This is a genomic window from Clostridiaceae bacterium, from assembly GCA_012840395.1.
In the GTDB taxonomy this organism is placed as follows: domain Bacteria; phylum Bacillota; class Clostridia; order Acetivibrionales; family DULL01; genus DULL01.
Window position 1 is genome coordinate 1 of record DULL01000027.1, and the last position, 21921, is coordinate 21921.

Here is a 21921-nt window from a genome sequence, read left to right on the forward strand (position 1 = left end):
TAATAAATTTATATGATCTGAAACCCTGGATTTTTTCCAGTTTTCAGGGGGGATACGAAAGTAACTGGCGCAAGCCAGTGAAATAAAGGTTTTAGGTCAAAATTCAAATAGAATTTTTGACACTACGTTTATAAAAAAAGGAGGATCATTTATGAAAAAAACACTCGTATTAATGAGTCTGTTGTTGGTAGCTGCTTTGTTGCTTTCACTTGCAGGCTGTACTTCCTCATCCTCTGGTACTACAGATAAACAACCCACTCAGACGAGCACACCAGGCACATCCGAATCCTCGGATAATGCTCCCATTGAAACAAAAGATAAGAAGATAGTTATAGGGTGCAGTCTTGTATCGAAAGATAACCAGTGGTGGGCAAACGTAGGAAAGAATATGGAAGAGTATGGCCTTTCTCAGGGTTACGAAATGATTATACTTTGGGCTAACGCTGACCAGGAAAAACAGATTAAAGATGTTGAAGACCTCGTGCAATGAAAAGTTGACATAATCCTGTTAGGTCCTGTTCAGGTATCAGGTAGTAAAGTAGCCGTTGACACAGCACACGCTGCAGGAATACCTGTTATTACAGTTGCCCGTGAATCAGAATCTGAAAATGTTACAGCAGGTATTGTTTTCGATGAAAAACAGTTCGGTATCAACCAGGCAAAACAGATTATGGAAGATTTCCCCAACGGTGCAAATGTTGTATATCTATACGGTCCGGTGGGCGCAGCTCATGCAGATATACAGTATAACCAGGGAGTAGTACCCACTTTTGCAGCAGATCCCAAATACAAGATTTTGCATAAATTCGAGTCAAAAACTGATACAGCAGCTGACGGTCTTGCAAACACAGAAGATGCTCTTACAAAATTTGATAATATTGATGCAATTGCATGTACTAATGACGACCTTGCATTAGGTGCCATCCGTGCTCTTGAGGCTGCCGGACGTCTTGACAAGGTAAAAGTATATGGAAATTCAGGTTTAACATCAGGTATGCAGGCAATAGTTGACGGGAAGATGTTTTTCACAAACCTGAAGAGCCAGCCGCTCATTGCTGTTGAGGCAGTAAAATTAGGAATAAAAGTATTAAACGGCGAGCCCTATGAAAAGAAAAATTTCCTCGATCCTATTTCAGTAAATCCCAACAACGTATTAACTGTCAGAGATGCTGTGTTTGGTGGAACTCTTGAGAATCCTTCCACATTCCAGCCCAAGAAATAATAAAAAATAAATAGAACTAATAGTGAATAAAGTACATGTTTTTATAAACATGTACTTTATTCCGGGAAGGACAAAAAAATGGTGTATTTTGTTTTAACAGCCCTGATGTTTTCAGTATTTGAGGTAACATCCAAGAACCTTGAAATATCTCCTTACAGTTTAACAGCCTTGAGGTTTTTTATTGGAGGAATAACAATTCTTCCATTTTCTTTAGTTCAGTATAGTAAGAGCATCAGCAAAATCAATCTGAAAGGTTTTGTAAAGATATGGATGCTTGGATTGCTGTTAATGTCAAGTTGTATATTACTGCAAATTGCTCTTGTTAACACCACGGTATCTTTATGCGTTTTCATTTATTGTTTAAACGCTGTATTTGGAACTTTCACGGGATGGATAATATTAAAGCAGCGTCCTCCTAAGAGTATATGGATAACTTGTATTATATCTCTGATAGGATTAGTAATTTTAATTGAACCTTTTAAGTTCGGTATAAATATATATGCTGTAGCAGCACTTGCTTCAAGTATATTATTTTCATTATTCAATACTTTAATGTTTAAAGCCCGGGGAATATATGGTAACCTTATAACAACTTCTATCAGCTTTTTAACCGGTGCAGCTACTCTTGGAATAATTCTTTTTCTAACAGGTGAAAGCCTGGTTGCAGGTGTTAACGGATCGAATATATTTAGGATTCTTTTTATAGGAATAATATGTTCAGGAACTGTCTACCTGGCATATTACAAAACCATGGAAGTTACTTCTGTAAGCCTGGCCAGTACTGTTTTTTTGATTAAGCCTGTAATTGCCACGCTTCTTTCTGTTGTTTTTCTGAAAGAAAAACTGACAGGGGCATTTTATGCAGGTTCTGTTCTGATTTTTATTGGTGTTTCCATTACTATTGCCTCTAAATTAATACAAAACAGAAAAGTACAACAAATCCAACAAAATAGAAACCATAACGAAAGCAAAATACAATCATAACATAAATGAATAATAACACATTTTTTACAATAACGTAATCAAATAGTGGACATGACTATCACTTTGTGTTATAATTTCCATGAAAGATGAAATAATAACCAAGTATATTTGGCAGAATAAAAATATATTATAAATAGGAGGTACATAGTATGGAATTTAAAGTATTTCAAAAAGAAATCGAATTACAATCAAGAGGTTGGATTCCAACTTTTCATGACGTTACAAAGGAAGTAGTTGAAATTGTAAAGGCTTCTGGAATAAAAAATGGTACAGTAAGTATTGTATCCCATCATACTACATGTTCGGTCATGGTTCAGGAATGCTCCCATGATCTTGATACCTTTGATCTTGAATATCTGCAGCATGACCTTCTTGACATTATGCGTAAATTGATTCCTGATTATACAGAAGAAGGTCAGTATCGTCATCCTGGTCCAATTCATGCACAGTTTGCCCGTAATGTTGGTGAACCCGGCAACTATACCAGCATGAATACTGATGCTCATCTGCGTTCTGTTTTCTTTGGACGTAGCGAGACAATGACCATAAAAGATGGTAAATTAGATGGTGGCGAATTTGCACACATTTACTTCATAGACTGGGACCATGTACGTGCACGTCGCAGACAGGTAAATGTTACTGTTATGGGAACTACAGAAGATGTTGGAGATCGTAAATGGAACAACGGTGAAGTAGTTAATACTTTGCGTAAATTCACTGAAGAAGAGACAGCTTATGATCCCCGCTTTGATTTGCAACTCAAGAGATAAGAAATTTTAATATTTAATTAAAAATGCACTGTTAACACAAATAATTTAAAATAATATAAAAATTATAAATTAAAACAGAAGGGTTTCCAGATCTTTACCAAGGGCTGAAATAATTCCTGATGAGGTTTAAGATACTGGAAATCCTGTTTTTTTATATATTGTTATCCAAATATCTTCGATTTGACCAATTTATTCAAATATTGACAAAATACTGTATACAATATAAAATTTAGCTATATGTACATATTGAATAAAATTAAGCTTAGATTATATGTAAATCATAGAAATTAATATGATAGTGAACTTTTTTTGTAAAACTGTTCACATTATTTGTAAAGTTTTAAGCATGAGGATATTGTATGTATGAACAAGCAAAAGACTGTTGAAGCCATATTATTAAAAATTTCTGTCGTTCAGGACGAATTGCACAAACTTCTCAACAAAGAAAATATCTGTTCGGAAAAGGTTATAGGTAAGAGTCATGCTCTTGATAATCTTATTGTCCAATATTATAATTATATAAAGAAAACTAATGACAAAATTCGATAAAATTTTCAAAAATCTCGTATTTTACGACAATATTATACTTTCTTTAAATTTGTGTAAGGCCTTAACACAGATTTAGCTATTAACTAAAGTGAGGTAAATATATGTTTAATATTTGGCAGCTTTTTTCCCTTATACTATTAGGAAGTGTGCAGCTTGCATTACAAAGTGCAATTATACTTGTTCTCTTTAAGAAAGAATTTAACATAAGAAAAGTAATAATTTATGCTATTACATTTACTATTCTACATCAAATACCAATATCTTTTTTCCCAATTAACAACACAGCGGTAAGTCTGGTTTTTTATATTATCATAAGTATATTCAGCATAAAGTTTATATTAGAATTCAATTATATAAGTAGTTTTTTTGCAGCTGCTCTTCTTTTTATAACTACAGCAATTATGGAATATGTGGGCATGGCTATCTTTAAGATCTCATTTGGTAATTACTTTGATAGTTTAGAATGGTCAAAGTCATTTTTTACCGCAATAATTATGAGAGCATTAGGATTAATGCTATTTTTAATGACATTTCTTATTATATATTACTTTAGAATTCAGTTAAGAGTTCCTGAGAACATGGACAAAAAAAGAATTATAGTTATAGTTATTAGTTTGTTAATGACTCTACTAATGGTGATTCCAAATATTTCATTCTTTTTACATGTTATTCCTACCGTACCTACTTCAATTTATATTTTTAATGCAGTATCTTTACTTTTCTTTTTGTTATTCAATAGTTATAGTTCAATAAAATTAAGTGAGCTTGATGCTAAATCCCAACAAATAGAGTTTCAAAAATTATACATAAATACATTAAATGATACTATAAACGAACTTAGGGGATTTAAACATGATTTTAACAATATAATACAGGTAATTGATGGATACTTGCGATTAAATAATATAGAAGGGTTGAAAAAATACCATAAACAGATTCTGGGAGAGATAAGGAAAATAAATAATACAATGCCTTTAAACTCATACTTAGTTAATTTTCCACCTCTTTATGGTCTTCTTTTGTCTAAGATGTCTTATTCAGAGGTAAAAGACATAGCATTTAATATTAGTATATTATCTGAAATAGATATTAAAAATGTTAAAACACTGGATTTTTGTAAGATTATAGGTATATTATTAGATAATGCTTTTGAAGCTGCATCTGCGTGTGAGGAAAAAATAGTGGAATTTTCGATCTTTAGAAATAGTAATAATAATTTAACCCTTCAGATAAGTAATTCCTGCGCTGAATACGTAGATATCAATAAAATATTCGAATCAGGTTTTACTACTAAAAAAGATCATTCAGGCTTTGGTTTATTTGAAGTTAAGAAAATATTAAAAAAGTATAATAATGTTTATTTAGAAACTTCAGCAACTGATAATTATTTTACACAGAAATTAACAATATCATAGCTAAAAGGGTATTATCCCTACCCAGATAATACCCTTTTAGTGAAGGACTGTTTAAAAAGATTGCTTAATCTTCTTTAATTAAGGACTTTGGTGCTTCGGGCTGGTAAATGAAAAATGGAATGCATGCATGTGCGGTGGCAGTAGCTAATAAAACAGCTAAAGTTGATGCTACTGCTACTACTATGCGTATAACTTTCTTCATACTCAAATGCCTCCTTTCTTTTGTGATTTATTTATGTATTGGTTATTTAAGAGCCATGTTGACATTTTAATGCTTTATAACCTATTGGATGAAGCAGAAACATAACGGGTATGGTTGAAAGTATGATGACATTATAGAGCAATCTGTCCGAGTGCCATGCTATTAAAGCAATGGAATAGACAATAACAGTAGCTAATATTGATAAAAATTTAAGCCTTGATTTTAATTTTTTACTCCGGAAAGGTTTTTGTACTGTGTCGCCAGGAGCGTATTTAACAAGAATAATGATGTTTAATATAAAAAGGAAAATGGCGGGCAGGAAACTATCCGACCATAAATACTTTGAAATAAGCATTACCGATGTCAAGACGGTAACATATGTAATCAAACACTGAGCACGGGTATGGGCATGAGCTCCTCCGGCAAATGTTCTTAAAATACCATATACTAAAAATGAAGTCAATATGTACTTAAAGTATCCGGAAATAATTGCTACGGAGAAGATTATTAGGATGATTAACGTTTCATATATAAAAATATTAATACCATAATTTATAATTTCAGCTTTTTCTTCTGATACATCCGAATTGCGCTTTATTAATTCGGTGATTTTACTGCTTATGTTATCTATAAACATAAACACACCTCAAATCTTAGAGTTAAAATGTTTACATATTTTACATACATAATTATACATATTTTTAGAAAAAAATTCAATAGTTTTACAATTTTGATAGTTTAATTATATTAATTATAAAAATTTCCTGTTATTTTGTCAATTGTTTGTCAAAATAATCATTTCCTTAATTTTATCTGAGTTTCTTTGAATTTACAAGGTAAGAAAGAATAATAATCATTATTTAGAATAATATGGTTTGCATAATAGTGATATTAAGCGTATTATATACATTGTGGGTTAAAATATTATGACTTTAAGAAGTTATAGAATTAAATAAAATAAAAGAGTTAAGTAAAATAAAAGAGCAGAGATAAAGTACAAATATAGAAAATTATAAGGGGTATTAATGAGGTCTATTATTGGAGCAACAATGAAGTCTAATATATTGGCAAATCCATTCAGGCTTAAGCAGGAAGGCATATTCACAGATAAGATGATTGCCAGCTTGCTTATTCCTATTCTGATAGAAGAAATTATGATAGCGGTAATTACCATTGCTGATACGGCCATGGTGGCATCAGTTGGGGAAACGGCAGTAGCAGGTATTTCACTTGTCGCAACCGTAAATAACCTTATAAAACAGATGTTGGTAGCACTTGCAACAGGATGCGGTGTTGTTATTGCTCAGTACATAGGTAAAAAAGACCTTACCGAAGCAGGCAATGCCATGAAAACAGGGCTTTACAGCATACTTTTTTTATCATTTTCAGTAAGCCTGGTATCTTTTATTTTTAAAAGATCTTTTCTATCGGCTATGTTTGGACATGTTGAAGAAGATGTTTTTAAAAATGCCCTTTTGTATTTTTCCTTATCCCTGGTTTCATATCCTTTTTTGGCTATTTACCACGTTGGCGCAGCTTCATTCAGGGCAATGGGTAATAGCCGGATTCCTATGTTCTGTTCCTTTATGATGATGGGAATGGACCTCTTAATAAAAGCCATATTGATATATGGATTTAAAATAGGTGTTGCAGGGGCAGGTATTTCCACCATTACGGCAACAGCTTTTGTGTCTGGAATTATGCTGTTATTCATGACTTCATATAAAAATACTGTAAGAATAAAAGATATTATAAAAATCAATGTTGATTTCCCGATGATTAAGAGAATTCTGGGAATAGGCATCCCAAATAGTATTGAAAAAGGATTTTTTCAGTTTGGTCTCCTGATTTTACAAAGACTTACTGCAAGTTTCGGAACAGCTGCTCTTGCAGCTAATGCAATTGCCAAAAGTCTGACTCCTATATCATACACCCTCGGGGCTACCTTTTCACTTGGTATAATTAACATTGTAGGACAGTGCATGGGTGCTAAAAAAACAGAGCAGGCAGTTATGTATACAAAGCATATGTTGAAAATTAATTATATTTTAGGCTTTATTGTTAATGCCTGCTGCATAATATTTGCTCCAGCTATTCTAAAGGGATACAACCTTTCAGAGGAAGCCTATAAACTTTCCTATATCGTATTTTCCATGTATTGCACAGGATCTATGATTATATATCCCCTGAGTACCGTTCTTCCTTTTGCTTTAAGAGGCGCAGGGGACACCAAATTTACCATGATGGTTTCCACTATATCAATGTTTGGCGCAAGGATAGGTCTTGCCTATGTTTTTGCCAGAGGAATGGGCATGGGCCTTATTGGTGTATGGCTTTCCATGGTGACAGAATGGATTGCAAAAGGTATTGTATTTCTGCTCAGGTTTAATGGCGGGAAATGGAAAGAAATCAAGGTTGTTTAGACGCTTTTCTGCATTTAAATCTCCATAAGTGGAATAATAATTTCCGATAATTATTTTTATAATTTGCTATATGAAGGAGAATTTATATGCAGAGAATGGAGACTATGGATGGTAATCAGGCTGCAGCTTATGCATCATATGCACTAACGGAAGTGGCAGCCATATTTCCAATAACACCGTCAACACCAATGGCAGAAGGGATAGACGAATGGTCAGCCCATGGAATGAAAAATATATTTGGGCAACGGGTAAAGGTAATTGAGATGCAGTCGGAAGCAGGAGCAGCGGCTGCAATGAGAGGTTCTCTTCAGTCAGGTGCCTTAGCTTCAACATATACAGCATCCCAGGGACTTCTATTGATGATCCCCAGCCTGTATAAAATGGCCGGAGAGCTTTTGCCGGGAGTTCTGCACGTCGCGGCAAGAGCTATCGCTACCCATGCGTTATCAATATATGGAGATCATCAGGATGTAATGGCATGCCGTCAGACCGGAGTAGCAATGCTTGCTTCTTCCAGTGTACAGGAAGTAATGGATCTGGGGGTTATTGCACATTTGTCGGCAATCAGGTCAAGGATTCCATTCATTCACTTTTTTGACGGGTTCAGGACTTCCCATGAATATCAAAAAATCGGTGTCATTGAATACGAGACTATAAAACAGTTTGCAGACTATAATGCTGTTGAAGAGTTCAGAAAAAGATCTCTAAATCCTGAACATCCTGTGGTAAGGGGTACTACCCAAAACCCTGATATCTATTTCCAGCAAAGAGAAAGTTCAAATCCTTTCTATAGGGCAGTACCAAATATTGTACAGGAGTATATGGATAAACTTGGAGAAATTACCGGAAGAAAATATAAGCTGTTTGATTATTATGGCCCGGATAATGCTGAATATATCATAATAGCCATGGGCTCAGCCTGCGATACTATATGTGAAACCGTTGACTATTTGAATGCAAAGGGCGAAAAAGCAGGGATGGTAAATGTTCATCTTTACAGGCCCTTTTCTGAAGCTCACCTGCTGAATGTAATTCCTGATACGGTGAAAAAAATAGCTGTACTGGACAGGACAAAAGAGCCTGGTGCACCGGGAGAGCCATTATATTTGGATGTAGTTAAGGCTTTTAAAAATCATAAAAACAGACCCCTTATAGTCGGAGGAAGATACGGGCTTTCCTCCAAAGATACCAGGCCCTCACAAATTATATCAGTATTCAACAACCTGAAAAGTGATAATCCAAAAGATGGCTTTACAATTGGTATAGTAGATGATGTTACTTTTACATCACTGCCTGAAGAGGAAATGATTAATACTGCTCCCAGGGGGACAATCAGCTGCAAATTCTGGGGCCTTGGATCAGATGGTACAATTGGAGCCAATAAGAGTGCCATCAAAATAATCGGAGATAACACAGACATGCATGTACAGGCATATTTTTCTTATGACAGCAAGAAGTCAGGAGGCACTACCATTTCTCATTTAAGGTTCGGACAAAAGCCTATCAGGTCACCCTATCTTGTATATAATGCAGATTATATTGCCTGCCATAATAAAGCTTTTGTATACCAGTATGACCTTCTAAAGGGTTTGAGGAAGGGAGGAACATTCGTACTTACATGTCCCTGGACACCAGATGAGCTGGAAGAGAAGCTTCCAGCCCCTATGAAAAGATATATAGCAGAGAACGATATAAATTTTTACATTATAGATGCTATGGCAATAGCCTCAGAGATAGGCCTTGGCAACAGGATTAACATGATCATGCAGGCAGTTTTCTTTAAACTTGCCAATGTTATTCCCTTTGAGGATGCACTGGAATACCTGAAGAACTCTGTTGAGAAGATGTATGGTAAAAAAGGGCAGGATATCGTAGATATGAATATAGCTGCTATCGATAAAGCTGTTGAGGCGTTGATAAAAGTTGAAGTACCTTCATCCTGGCTGGAAGCAAAAGATGAAGAAGGATGTATTAAGGATGAGCCTGATTTTGTGAAAAATATTCAAAAACCTATGGCCAGACATGAAGGAGATGAACTTCCTGTAAGTGCATTTAAAGGAATGGAAGACGGCACATTCCCTCTTGGCACTACTGCTTATGAAAAACGTGGCATAGCACCCATGATTCCGGAGTGGCAGATTGATAAATGCATACAATGCAACCAGTGCTCTTATATATGTCCCCACGCAACAATAAGGCCTTTTCTGCTGGATGAGGAAGAAGTAAAGCGCAAACCTGATACTTTCAAGACAAAAAAGGCTACAGGAAAAGGACTGGAACACTTACAGTATCGTATTCAGGTTTCGCCGCTGGATTGTACAGGCTGCGGGAACTGCGCGGATATCTGTCCTGCAAAAGGAAAAGCTCTTATCATGAAGCCTGCAGAGCAGGAAATAGAAATGGAATCAGAAAACTGGGAGTTTGCCATGACTCTTACTGCAAAAGATGACATAATTAGCCGTAATACAATAAAAGGCAGCCAATTTGTAAGGCCTTTGCTTGAATTTAACGGTGCATGCCCCGGATGTGGTGAAACACCTTATATTAAACTTCTTACGCAACTTTTTGGAGACAGGATGGTTATATCTAATGCCACAGGTTGTTCATCCATATGGGGTGCTTCTGCTCCATCCATAGCCTACACTACTAATGCGGAAGGCAGGGGGCCGGCATGGATAAATCCCCTGTTTGAGGATGCTGCGGAATTCGGTTACGGAATGTATCTTGGAGCAAAGCAGATAAGAGATAGGCTTGCTGAGTTAATGGAGCAGGCAATTAATTCGCCTATCGAAACAATAATTAAAGATGCTTTCAAGGAATGGCTGGATCATATGAATGACGGAGAGGGGTCAAAGAAGGCTGCCGGCAAGATACTAAAAGCACTGGAAGGATATAATTATAAAGGTAATAAGCTTATTGAAGAGATAATGGAAAAGAAAGATTACTTGGTAAAAAGTTCTTTCTGGGCCATCGGAGGTGACGGCTGGTCTTATGATATTGGTTTTGGAGGGCTTGACCATGTTTTGGCAATGGGTGACGATATAAACATATTTGTAATGGATACCGAGGTATACTCAAATACCGGAGGACAGTGCTCAAAATCTACTCATACAGCCGCTGTTGCCAAGCTGGCTGCAGCAGGGAAAAAGCTGAGGAAAAAAGACCTGGGACTAATAGCCATGAGCTATGGCTATGTTTATGTAGCCCAGATAGCTATGGGAGCAGATATGAATCAGGCCATAAAAGCTATAATTGAAGCTGAGAATTATAAAGGACCGTCCCTCATTATTGCATATTCACCTTGCATAAGTCATGGGATAAAAACAGGTATGGGGACAAGCATTATGGAAGAAAAGAAAGCAGTGGAAGCAGGATATTGGCATCTCTACAGGTATAATCCGGATTTAAGAAAGGAAGGCAAAAATCCCTTTATACTTGACTCAAAAGAACCTACCAAGGATTATAAAGAGTTCATCCATGGAGAGGTGCGTTATTCTCAGCTTATGAATGTATTTCCTGATATTGCAGGTGAAATGTTTGAGCTTTCAAGGCAGCATGCAGCTGAAAGATATAGGAAATATAAGATGTTAGCAGAACATGGCCTGTTATAGCTTCTGACATGGAAATTAAGATTGGGGAAGGCTTTTGACAGCCTTCCCTTAAAACTTTTTCTGATTTAAACTTATTTCTGGTTTGAGTCAACATATTCTTTTGCATTTCTGATTTGTACCTCATCAGGAATATTAACATTTGAAACCGGCTTCATCTTGCAAATATTTGCCCAGGCTGCTGTATCGTGCTTTTCAATTGGCATTCGATTATTTTTACTTTTGTATTTGTTTTCAGACATATAATCCTCCTGTTCCTATGTTGGTTTAATTATAAGTCAGTTTATAATCATATTATTTGTATTAGGGCTTTTTCTAAACCGGAAATTGAAAATTTCTGAAGAATGTCTATATAGCCCTTAGTGATACACTGTCAAGGAGGAATTGAGTTATATCAGCCGGGGGAGCGCCTTTGTCAGTTACTCTGATCATAAATTCTACCGTAACGCTTGTTACGTTTGATGGAACCGGTACATTTGATACTTTCTGGTGAAAATCATATCCTGTGCCGGCCAGAAAATCAGAGGTATACCGTGTCTCAATATTAATAAGATTTGTTTGGGTATTATTGCCATAATACACTCTTGCACTAAAGTCAAGTCCTTCAAAATCAGCACCAACTTGCAGGAAATTTGTAGCATAGCTTAAAACCAGGAAGCAGCCGGGATTAACTGTGACATTTTGAAATAACCTGCCGGTTTTATCTTGAATTTCCTGGGTTGGTGTTGCATTAAATGATGCACTTCCCAAACCTTCATGGGCAATAAGTGAACCACTTATTCTAATATTATTGCTCTCTCGTACCCAATCTGTAAATAATTCAAATGCTCCCAGTTCCTCAAATCCACCGTTTTTCACCAACTCCACCGGCGCACAGGGACGTGATAAGGTATTCACTTGATTGGAGGGAGTGTTGTTATTGCATTTGTGTTTTGAACCCGATTTTTTTTCCTTTTCATCTTGTTCATAATAGTTACTTGGTATAAAATCATAATCCATGTTATATTCCTCCCGAATATATAAAAATAGTTTATCACTTTACATAATATGTTGTGACTTCGGAGAAGGTTACATGACGCAAAAAAAGCAAATAAAGGTATATATCAAAACCAATTGACAGATTATATAGAATGATGTAAACTACGAGTAACAACTTGATAAATTCAAACCTCACTTAACCAAGTGGGGTAGAGGCGCGGTATTTCACAATCTTTAGATGAGTGTGAGAAACGATGAACCTATTGAGAAGGGAGTACCGCCGAAGCTTGTAATATTCTCAGTATTACTTGCTGGGCTTACAGTTAATAGCTGTAAGACTGTCTCAATAAACGGCCCGGTTTATTGAGTTGTGCTATCTCATTTGTAATGGGGAGGGATGAAATAAACTGAAAATTTGGCCTGAGACTAACTCAGGTTTTTATTTTAGAAATACTGGAATATAGGTATTGTCTTTAATACTATATGAGTTTGTAAATGAAAAAGGATTAATAAATGAATTTAAGGGGGATTCAGGTTATGTCAAAAAGGTTACTATCAGTTATCGCATTGATACTGGTGACTGTAGTGATGTTTGCAGGATGTAGCTCAGGAAGCAAATCGGGGGATACAAAATCAAAGGAAGATACTTTCAGAGTAGGTATGGAATGCGGATATCCGCCATTCAACTGGACTCAGTTGGATGATTCCAATGGTGCTGTACCAATAGAGGGCAGTTCGGAATATGCAGGTGGATATGATGTGGAAATAGCTAAAAGAATTGCCGAAGGCTTAGGGAAAAAACTGGTTGTCGTGAAAACTAAGTGGGAAGGACTTGAACCTGCATTGACATCAGGTAAAATTGATGCAATTATTGCAGGTATGTCACCAACAGAAGAACGCAAGCAGACAATTGATTTTTCAGATAACTATTACAAGTCAGATCTTGTTATGGTTGTGAAAAGGGGTAGCAAATATGAAAATGCAACTTCCATACAGGATTTCAAGGGCGCAAAAATAACTGCCCAGTTAAATACTTTCCACTATACTGTAATTGATCAGATAGAAGGTGTAAACAAGCAGGCTGCAATGAATGATTTCCCTGCCATGAGAGTGGCTCTCGAATCAGGAGTTATTGACGGATACGTATCAGAGCGTCCTGAGGGTATAAGTGCCGAAGCAGCCAACAAAAACTTTAAAATGGTTGTTTTTGACGATGGATTTGTTACATCTGATGATGATACTGCTATAGCTGTTGGATTGGTAAAAGGCAGCAAATTAAAAGATAAAATCAATGAGGTTCTGGCAGGCATATCAGAAGAAGAACGCCGGGAGATTATGAATAACGCTATTAAAAACCAGCCTGTAGCTGAATAAGGTTTATTGGGAACCCGGGTGTGTTTAATTCTTTAAATACACTCGGTTTCCTTTGTTTTTGCATTCTAGGAGGTTCGAGATGAGTTTAGAGTGGATTTATAAAATTATTGTAAAATACTGGCCAATGTTTCTCCGCGGAGCCGGTATAACGTTGTATATTTCTATAATTGGAACTGTTTTTGGCTTTATTATAGGGTTAATCGTGGGAGTAATACGTACTATTCCGGTTCCCGAACGGGGAATAAAAAGGTATATCTTAAAAACCATCAATGCTATACTGGCTGTGTATATTGAGGTTTTCCGCGGCACGCCAATGATAGTACAGGCCATGGTAATCTATTACGGCTCAGCTATGGCATTTGGTATTGATATAAACAGGTTGGTGGCTGGAATATTTATTGTATCAATAAATACAGGCGCTTACATGTCAGAAATCGTCAGAGGCGGAATTATATCTATTGATAAGGGGCAATATGAGGCAGCACAGGCCATAGGCATGAATCATGTGCAAACAATGGTTAATGTAGTACTGCCTCAGGCTATTCGCAATATTTTGCCGGCAACAGGAAATGAATTTATAATCAATATTAAAGATACTTCTGTTTTGAATGTTATTTCCGTAACAGAATTGTATTTCCAGACAAGTTCAATAGCAGGTATTAATTTTAGATTTTTCGAATCGTTTTTAGTTGCCAGCATAATTTATCTGATTATGACCTATTCAATAACAAGGATCCTGCGCTTCATTGAAAAGAAAATAGACGGATCGGAGCACTATGTTTTATGTACTAATCAGATGCAGCTAGAACCTCCTGAAAAAATGTTTAGCAAGACAAAAGACAAGCTGCAGGGCAGATAAAACCAGATGTAGGGGGAAAACATGGAAAAAATTATTGAAATTCAACATTTAAGTAAATCCTTTGGAACTCACGAAGTGCTCAAAGATATCGATTTCTCAGTTAATAAAGGAGAAGTAGTCTGCATAATTGGTTCTTCTGGTTCCGGTAAATCAACCCTTCTTCGTTGTATTAATCTGCTGGAGAAACCAAGCGGAGGAAAAATCATTTATAAGGGCAAAAATATCCTGGATGACAAGCATGATATTTATGCTTACAGAACTAAAATGGGCATGGTATTTCAACAGTTCAATTTATTTGACAATCATAATGTATTAGGTAATTGTGTTGTAGGGCAAAGAAAAGTGCTCAAACGTTCAAAGGAAGAAGCAGAAAGAATTGCTATGAATTACTTGAAGGTTGTTGGCATGGACCAATTCGTTAATGCAAAACCAAGGCAATTATCGGGAGGACAGAAACAACGTGTTGCAATAGCCAGGGCACTATCAATGGAACCAGATGTAATGTTATTTGATGAACCTACATCAGCCCTTGACCCTGAAATGGTGGGAGAAGTGCTTAAAGTAATGAAGGAACTTGCAGAAGCAGGTCTTACCATGCTGATAGTAACCCATGAAATGGAATTTGCCAAAGATGTAGCTGATCGTGTGGTGTTTATGGATAAAGGAGTTATTGAAGAAGAAGGACCTCCGGAGCAGATTTTCAATAACCCTGCCAAGGAACGTACCAGAGAGTTTCTAAAACGCACTCTTAAAGCTATTTGAAAAAATTAGAAGCACAGGGACGGTTCTGCTGCTTCCGTTAAAATGGAAGCAGCAGAACCGTATCCTTGATTCCAGTTTCTTTTGCATCAAAGCCGTCAATATCTATTTCCTCCATGTTAGTGCAAGGTATGAAAGCATCTATTTCATCATCAGAAGTGCATTTTTCCTTATATACTATAAATGGACGCATCATGTCGTGGTCTTCATGTTCAAGTATATGGCAGTGGAAGGGGTAAGTTCCCGTAAAATCCCCAAATCGTGCTGCTATTCTTGTTACAGTTCCGGGGTCCGCTCTAACGGTATCTTTCCATCCCTTTTCATTTTCATCAGGCAAAACTGGAGGACCAATAAATTTAAGTTTTTTGGTTGATATATACTCTCCCACATCAAAGGCCTGACGGTTCAAAATCTGGAACTGAACCAGATGCACATGAATGGGATGGGCACCTGCGCCTGTACTGACTATATTCCAAACCTCTACACTCCCTAATTTTGCCTTTATAGTTGCGGGATCTGTCCATGTTTTATTTTCAAGCATAAACATCAGCCTGAGATAATCATCTGTTCCCACTATAATATCTATATATCTTTGCTTTGCCCTTTTTAAAGGTAAAGGACGTATATTGTTCAGCTTTAGCGGCAGCCTGCTGTTATCCTTTACAGGAGTATCAAGGACTCTGAATTGCATGATCTCCTGTAGCGGAGTGCCAAAGGGAGGTACTGCATCATTTACAAGAGTATAGGTTTGATTTGCCAGTCCGGTAAAATCAATAATAACGTCGGCTCTTTCAGCAGGTTCACAGGACAGGCTGCTCAGTTTCACAGGTTTTTCCAGGAATCCTCCATCAGTACCTATCTGGTACCATGCCGGTAATATTTGTCCTTCCGTTCCTGCAAAGCGAAGTCTGTAATTACGTGAATTTGATCCATTCAGTATGCGGAATCTATATTTCCTTGGTTTTACATACAGATGCGGCCATACCTTTCCGTTAACAAGGGCATAGCTTCCGAAGAAGCCTGGCGTAATGGAGGGCTGAACCCCGTTTATATTCGGAGCCGGATAGGATAATGAGCCGTCATCGTTAAAATCTCTGTCCTGTATTATTAGAGGTATTTCGTACTCTCCCGAGGGAAGATTTAAGTCTTCCTCATGTTTGTCACGAATAAGGTACATACCGGCTAATCCTGCATAAACATTCAGCCTTGTAATGCCAATTGCGTGATCATGATACCAGAGAGTTGCTGCCGGTTGCCTGTTAGGATAATAATAAAGCGCAGATTTTCCGGGCGTATACCAGTCATCAGGGAATCCGTCGCTTTCAGGTCTAACATTCAATCCGTGTAGATGGACAACAGTTCTTACTTCCGGATTATGCTTTGCGCCATGGATTGTTTTGTCTATGGGCAAAAAATGTTTATCAGGAAGATTATTAATCCATCTGACATAAACTGGCTTATCTTTTTGAACCTCAATAATGGGACCAGGATAACTTTTATTATACCCCCATAATTTTGTGTCGCCCATATCGCTGTGCAGATTCTGATAAAACTCTGTCATTTCCAACTCGTAGTAAGGTTGGCCATTCTTTTTTCCTACTGGTTTAATGACTTTTGGAATTGGTAATGCATCCTTATACTTTTCAAGTACCGGAGCCATAGATAAAACCCCCTTAATTGCGCAGGATATTTGCGCATCATGTTTTCAATAACAAATAATATATTTATGTATTTAAAGGCTTTGTAGATTCAGATAAATATCAAGACATATGTTGATTTATTGTATGATAAAAGATTGATTATTGTGCTTGTCTAGCTCAGCAGACTATAAGTACTTGACCATATCTTTTGGTAGAGATAATATTTCAGAATAGATTATATCACGGAAATCAATTCCTGCTTTTTCATCTAATTCAATAGATGCAGACTCTTTTAAAGAATATGCGCTTTCTAAAAATGAATCAATATCCTCATCACTTAGGCTTTTATAGTTTTTCTTCAGAAGTATGCTTCCATTTAATATGAAAAAAAGCTTAAATCCTTGTTCTGTCGGTATTTTCAGTAAGATATCACGTGACATAAGCTTTTTATATTGCCAGATTCCGTTATTAATATAGTTTAGCCCTTGAATTATATCTCTGTATCTTGAAGCTGTTTCATATCTATATAAGGCCGAAGCTTCTTTCATTTTATTATCTAAGGTCTCAATAAGCATTTTCATATTTTTCATATTTGAAAATACTTCTATCAAGATTTTTCTATTTTCATTAAATGTATCCTGGTCCATAACTGAAGGAATAATATGGTAATCTAATTCATAGCTTCCATTTTTATGGATTATAGGGAAGATACATTTCAATAAATCGATGGTATTTGAAAGAGTATGCTTTTTCCTGAAGGGGCCGTAAGTATAATCTTCCCTGTCAGGTACAATAGATAATGAATTAAGTCTATTATAACTTTCTATTTTTAAATAAACATATCTTTCGTCATTTTTCATCTGTGAATTAAAGCCTGGTTTAATTCGTTTAATAAGTTCACACTCAAGAAGCCTGGCTTCTAAGTGCGTATCGGTAGTTATGAAATCAATGTCATCAACGAAAAACACCAGTTTTTCAACTTTTTCCCACCTGGGATTATCCGTGAAATATGTTTTTATTCTTTTCTTAAGGCATTTGCTTTTACCAATATAAATTATGTTTCCTTTAGAGTCCAACATTTTATATACTCCGGGGGAATACGGAATATTGCTGAGTTTTTCCTTTAACTTAGCTGATATTTCTATCAAAATGTTCACCTTGTTCTAAAGAATTCTTTTCCTTTAACTTTTTATTTATAAACTCACGGAACAGATAATAAACAACTGCACTTAAAGGAACGCTTATGAACATCCCCGCAGCACCAAACAGGCCTCCGCTAACAGTAACTACAAACAGAACCCAGATTCCCGGCAAACCAATAGTGGTACCTATCACTCTCGGGTATATAATATTACCTTCAATTTGCTGCAGTACAATCACAAAGATTACAAACCAAAAGGCTTGAACAGGGTTAACAAGCAATATCATCAGCGCTCCAATGCCTGTTCCGATAATAGCTCCGAATACAGGTATAAAGGCCGTGATTAAAACTAATGAGGATATTGTAAGAGCATAGGGCATTCTAAATATAACCATGCCAAGATAGCATAGAAATCCAAGTATAAATGCTTCAGTCAGTTGCCCGATTACAAATCTTGAAAATATATTATTTGTTAAAGAAGCTATTTCAAAGATTTTTTCAGCAGTTATTTCTTTAAAAACAACATTACATATTCTTTTTATCTGGGAAAGTAATTTTTCCTTTGAGGATAAAAGATAAGTTGAAAATATAAATGCCAGGATTAAGCGGAATGTACCTCTGAAGATGCCGGAGGTTAAGTCAATTGTCTTATTTATAACTATAGAACTTCTATTAGTAATAATGGTTAAAATACTTTTACTAATATTATTCCAGTCAATTTCGAGATTAAAAATGTTATCAAAGGAATCATGAGGTAAATCATATTTTTCCAGTAATTCATTTAATGAAGCTTCAAGACTTATTATTCGGTTTGGCAGTTCGTTTAAAATAGTGATAACAGTTTGCTGAATTTCAGGGATAATTAACAACAGGATTAAAATGCAGATACTTGTGATAAGTACTATGCTTAACAACAAACATACAGGTCTTCGGATATAATGCCATATCTTTAAGTTTTTCTTATTTAGTCTTGCAAATACCTTGTTTTCAAAAAAGCGTAAAGGCACATTGGTAAAAAATGCCATAAAAAGTCCCATAATAAAAGGTAAAAGTATGTTTAACAAGGTTTTAAAAAATGCAATAATTGAACTAATATTTCTAAATATTGTATAGAAAATTATTGAAATAAATATTATGAATAAAATTTTTAGTATGTTTTTTCTATTTAGATCCACCAAGATCATTCCTTGTATAATTAATTTCATAATATTTCGTTCGCTACTCAAATTATATATGACTTATACCAAAATATAAACAATGTTTTTTTAAAACAAAATATTTTGTTGAAATTTCTAGTATTATTTCCTGACGATAATTAATTATGGCAAATTTAAATTAATCCAAAAAGACTCTAAAGAACTCAAATTAACCCGATTTTAAATATCTCAAGTCACATTTTCATGAGTTGAGCATATATTAAAAAAGAAAATAATTGACATTCTGGTTTCTATCAACGTATACTGTTAATGTAATAAAGTGAATAGGTAAAAAAGCATGGGGCTATGACATCAGGATTGTGAAATACCCAGGAAGGGGGGGAATGAGAGATTATTAGGGTATTATGATTCAAGCGCCAGGACTTAACGAGGAGCAGAAATTGCTCCCGGTATAAGTTGACGAGGAGAAGGAGGCCGGTGCTAATTAGATTTGGCAACCGGGTTATCGAAAGATTCGGCGGAAACCTTCCGGTTTGTCACAACCGATAAAGGCTTTACAAAAACCCCAGGCGACTGGGAAACAGAGGAAGCCGGGTGACATTCCTGATATCATATCATAGTAAATCTGTGTTTGTCTGTTTAACAACAGAATATTCGGTAATTAAATTATTAGATTTAAATTAAAATTAATATCCTTAAAGTAGCAATTGGCATTAATTAATGCAACCAATTATTGCCTTTATATCCGTTTTTTCTCAACAACAAGAATTTGGAGGTATTAAATTATGTGTGGTATAGTAGGATATATAGGTGACAGAGATTCTGTACCTATTTTGATAAACAGTTTAAAAAAACTTGAGTATAGAGGTTATGATTCTGCCGGAGTGGCAGTGCTGGATAAAGATAAACTGGAAGTAATTAAATGCAAGGGTAAGATTACATGCCTTGAGGAGAAGGTTAACTGCCATACTATTAAAGGAACAATGGGCATTGGTCATACAAGATGGGCAACTCACGGGGAACCCAATGATGTAAATTCCCATCCTCATACCAGCCAATCCGGTGATATTGCTGTTGTTCACAACGGTATTATAGAGAATTATTCGAAACTAAAGGATTTTCTTATACTTCAGGGTTTTGAGTTCGTTTCTGAAACTGACACGGAAGTAATTGCCCACCTTATTGAATACCATTATAAAGGGGATCTGGTACAGGCAGTTAAGGAATCTATAGATGAACTCGAAGGATCATACGCGCTGGGAGTAATATGTAAGCATCATCCTGATGAGTTTGTGGCGGCCAGGAAAGACAGCCCTCTTATCGTAGGTTTAGGCAAGGGAGAAAACTATATTGCCTCAGATATTCCTGCAATTTTAGAGTATACTCGAGATATTTACATACTTGAGGATAAGGAAATTGCCCATGTTAAAAAAGATGAAGTAAAAATATTCAATTATCTTGGGGCTCAGATAAAGAAGGATGTTTTCCATGTTGAGTGGGATGTGGCTGCTGCTGAAAAATCCGGTTATGAACATTTTATGATGAAAGAAATGTGCGAAGAGCCCAAAGCAATTAGAGATACTGTTAATCCGAGAATTACGGATGGCCAGGTTGCACTGGACAGTATAAATATAACATCTGAAGAACTGGAAAATATTCAAAAAATATATATTGTAGCTTGTGGTACAGCTTATCATGCAGGTATTGTAGGGAAATACATGATAGAAAAATTGGCAAGGATTCCGGTTGAAGTTGATCTGGCTTCAGAATTTCGCTATAGGGACCCGATTATAAATGAGAGGGATCTTGTAATAATTATCAGCCAGTCCGGTGAAACACTGGATACCCTTTTTGCATTGAGGGAGGCCAAGAAACGGGGAGCGAGGGTGCTGTCAATAGTAAATGTGGTAGGCAGCTCCATTGCAAGGGAATCTGATGATGTGCTTTATACCTGGGCTGGACCGGAAATAGCTGTTGCATGTACCAAGGCTTATAATGCCCAGCTTGCGGCATTGTACCTCATAGCTGTAGATTTTGCATATAAAAAGGGAAAACTGGATAAGCAAGCTTGTAAAACTCTTCTGGAAAAACTAAAGGAGATTCCGGATGCCATTGAGAAAGTGCTGGCAGACAAAGAAAATATCCAAAAGTTCGCTTCCCAGCATGTTAATGCCAAGAGTATATTCTTTATCGGGAGAGGTATGGATTATGCACTTGCCATGGAAGGTTCTCTTAAACTTAAAGAAATTTCATATATTCATTCAGAGGCTTATGCAGGAGGAGAACTTAAGCATGGAACAATTGCCTTGATTGAACAGGGTACGCTGGTTATTTGTTCCATGACACAAGATACATTGGTGGAAAAGATGATCAGTAACATTAAGGAAGTCAAGAGTAGGGGAGCTGTTGTCATGGCAATTACCCAGCGGCATAGTGAGGAAGTGGAGAAAGTAGCTGATAAGGTCATCTCCATACCCGATATAGATCCTTTACTTGCTCCTATTGTTGCAATAACACCTATGCAATTGTTTGCCTATTATGTGGGAGTGTTAAAAGGCTGTGACGTAGATAAACCTAGGAATCTGGCAAAATCGGTTACAGTAGAATAGCCGGGATAGGAAATGGAGTCATGTTGTATAACCCAAAAAAACTCGTGTCACGAATAAAAAAGTCGTGTTAAAAATAAAAAAGTTGTGTTAAGAATCATGGTGAAAATAGGGTAGAAAACCTTATTGGAGCCATGATTTTTGTTTTAGGATGAGTAGGGTAAAGGGGTAAGGTATAAGGTTAAAAGTATTGATTTTATTGGATTCGAATAGAGTATTGATGAAAGATATTGA

The 21921-nt window shown here is 36.1% G+C and carries 18 protein-coding genes and 1 pseudogene; 12 read left to right on the plus strand and 7 right to left on the minus strand.

Annotated elements, in window-relative coordinates; all coding sequences use genetic code 11:
• Positions 1 to 151 precede the first annotated feature (151 nt).
• The 6 genes and pseudogenes from GXX20_03055 to GXX20_03080 all read left to right on the plus strand — a co-directional run bounded on the left by GXX20_03055 (position 152) and on the right by GXX20_03080 (position 4940).
• The gene (locus GXX20_03055) at positions 152 to 490 is read left to right on the plus strand and encodes a hypothetical protein (GenBank protein ID HHW30644.1); all 339 of its coding nucleotides are present in this window, start codon (positions 152 to 154) and stop codon (positions 488 to 490) included.
• A gap of 3 nt (positions 491 to 493) precedes the next feature.
• Positions 494 to 1222, plus strand: a pseudogene (locus GXX20_03060) (sugar ABC transporter substrate-binding protein).
• Between the two features lie 78 nt (positions 1223 to 1300).
• Complete coding sequence (locus tag GXX20_03065; GenBank protein HHW30645.1) at positions 1301 to 2206, plus strand: EamA family transporter; 906 nt, start codon at positions 1301 to 1303, stop codon at positions 2204 to 2206.
• 149 nt (positions 2207 to 2355) lie between these two features.
• A complete protein-coding gene (locus GXX20_03070; protein HHW30646.1) occupies positions 2356 to 2976 on the plus strand; it encodes a YjbQ family protein in 621 nt (206 codons plus the stop codon).
• A 363-nt stretch (positions 2977 to 3339) separates the two neighbouring features.
• A complete protein-coding gene (locus tag GXX20_03075) occupies positions 3340 to 3525 on the plus strand; it encodes a Spo0E family sporulation regulatory protein-aspartic acid phosphatase (protein HHW30647.1) in 186 nt (61 codons plus the stop codon).
• 101 nt (positions 3526 to 3626) lie between these two features.
• Positions 3627 to 4940 (plus strand): GHKL domain-containing protein, encoded by a 1314-nt coding sequence (locus GXX20_03080; GenBank protein HHW30648.1) that lies wholly within the window; start codon positions 3627 to 3629, stop codon positions 4938 to 4940.
• A gap of 64 nt (positions 4941 to 5004) precedes the next feature.
• Here the strand turns inward: GXX20_03080 and GXX20_03085 are convergent, their stop codons facing one another.
• Both GXX20_03085 and GXX20_03090 read right to left on the minus strand, forming a co-directional pair.
• Positions 5005 to 5142 (minus strand): cyclic lactone autoinducer peptide, encoded by a 138-nt coding sequence (locus GXX20_03085; protein ID HHW30649.1) that lies wholly within the window; start codon positions 5140 to 5142, stop codon positions 5005 to 5007.
• 46 nt (positions 5143 to 5188) lie between these two features.
• Entirely contained in the window at positions 5189 to 5779 is a 591-nt protein-coding gene (locus GXX20_03090) for an accessory gene regulator B family protein (protein ID HHW30650.1), read from the minus strand.
• A gap of 388 nt (positions 5780 to 6167) precedes the next feature.
• Here GXX20_03090 and GXX20_03095 point away from each other — a divergent pair, with 388 nt between their 5' ends.
• Entirely contained in the window at positions 6168 to 7565 is a 1398-nt protein-coding gene (locus GXX20_03095) for an MATE family efflux transporter (GenBank protein ID HHW30651.1), read from the plus strand.
• An 86-nt stretch (positions 7566 to 7651) separates the two neighbouring features.
• The gene (gene nifJ / locus GXX20_03100) at positions 7652 to 11176 is read left to right on the plus strand and encodes a pyruvate:ferredoxin (flavodoxin) oxidoreductase (protein HHW30652.1); all 3525 of its coding nucleotides are present in this window, start codon (positions 7652 to 7654) and stop codon (positions 11174 to 11176) included.
• 71 nt (positions 11177 to 11247) lie between these two features.
• Here nifJ and GXX20_03105 read toward each other — a convergent pair whose 3' ends face one another.
• Positions 11248 to 11415, minus strand: coding sequence for a DUF3787 domain-containing protein (locus GXX20_03105; GenBank protein ID HHW30653.1), 168 nt, complete (start codon positions 11413 to 11415; stop codon positions 11248 to 11250).
• Positions 11416 to 11521: 106 nt separating this feature from the next.
• The gene (locus GXX20_03110) at positions 11522 to 12172 is read right to left on the minus strand and encodes a hypothetical protein (GenBank protein HHW30654.1); all 651 of its coding nucleotides are present in this window, start codon (positions 12170 to 12172) and stop codon (positions 11522 to 11524) included.
• Positions 12173 to 12688: 516 nt separating this feature from the next.
• On the opposite strand from GXX20_03110, the gene GXX20_03115 reads away from it, so the two are divergent.
• From GXX20_03115 to GXX20_03125, 3 genes are all read left to right on the plus strand, one after another.
• Positions 12689 to 13525: a transporter substrate-binding domain-containing protein gene (locus GXX20_03115; protein ID HHW30655.1), complete on the plus strand. Its 837-nt coding sequence runs from the start codon at positions 12689 to 12691 to the stop codon at positions 13523 to 13525.
• A gap of 79 nt (positions 13526 to 13604) precedes the next feature.
• Positions 13605 to 14384 carry an amino acid ABC transporter permease gene (locus tag GXX20_03120; protein HHW30656.1) on the plus strand — a complete coding sequence of 260 codons (780 nt, stop codon included), beginning with the start codon at positions 13605 to 13607 and terminating at the stop codon, positions 14382 to 14384.
• A gap of 21 nt (positions 14385 to 14405) precedes the next feature.
• Entirely contained in the window at positions 14406 to 15146 is a 741-nt protein-coding gene (locus GXX20_03125; protein HHW30657.1) for an amino acid ABC transporter ATP-binding protein, read from the plus strand.
• A gap of 37 nt (positions 15147 to 15183) precedes the next feature.
• Here the strand turns inward: GXX20_03125 and GXX20_03130 are convergent, their stop codons facing one another.
• The 3 genes from GXX20_03130 to GXX20_03140 all read right to left on the minus strand — a co-directional run bounded on the left by GXX20_03130 (position 15184) and on the right by GXX20_03140 (position 19099).
• Positions 15184 to 16803: a multicopper oxidase domain-containing protein gene (locus GXX20_03130; GenBank protein ID HHW30658.1), complete on the minus strand. Its 1620-nt coding sequence runs from the start codon at positions 16801 to 16803 to the stop codon at positions 15184 to 15186.
• Positions 16804 to 16968: 165 nt separating this feature from the next.
• Positions 16969 to 17862 (minus strand): hypothetical protein, encoded by an 894-nt coding sequence (locus tag GXX20_03135; GenBank protein ID HHW30659.1) that lies wholly within the window; start codon positions 17860 to 17862, stop codon positions 16969 to 16971.
• A 49-nt stretch (positions 17863 to 17911) separates the two neighbouring features.
• A complete protein-coding gene (locus tag GXX20_03140; GenBank protein HHW30660.1) occupies positions 17912 to 19099 on the minus strand; it encodes an AI-2E family transporter in 1188 nt (395 codons plus the stop codon).
• A 767-nt stretch (positions 19100 to 19866) separates the two neighbouring features.
• On the opposite strand from GXX20_03140, the gene glmS reads away from it, so the two are divergent.
• On the plus strand, positions 19867 to 21690 hold the full coding sequence (gene glmS, locus GXX20_03145; GenBank protein ID HHW30661.1) for a glutamine--fructose-6-phosphate transaminase (isomerizing): 1824 nt from the start codon (positions 19867 to 19869) through the stop codon (positions 21688 to 21690).
• Positions 21691 to 21921 lie beyond the last annotated feature (231 nt).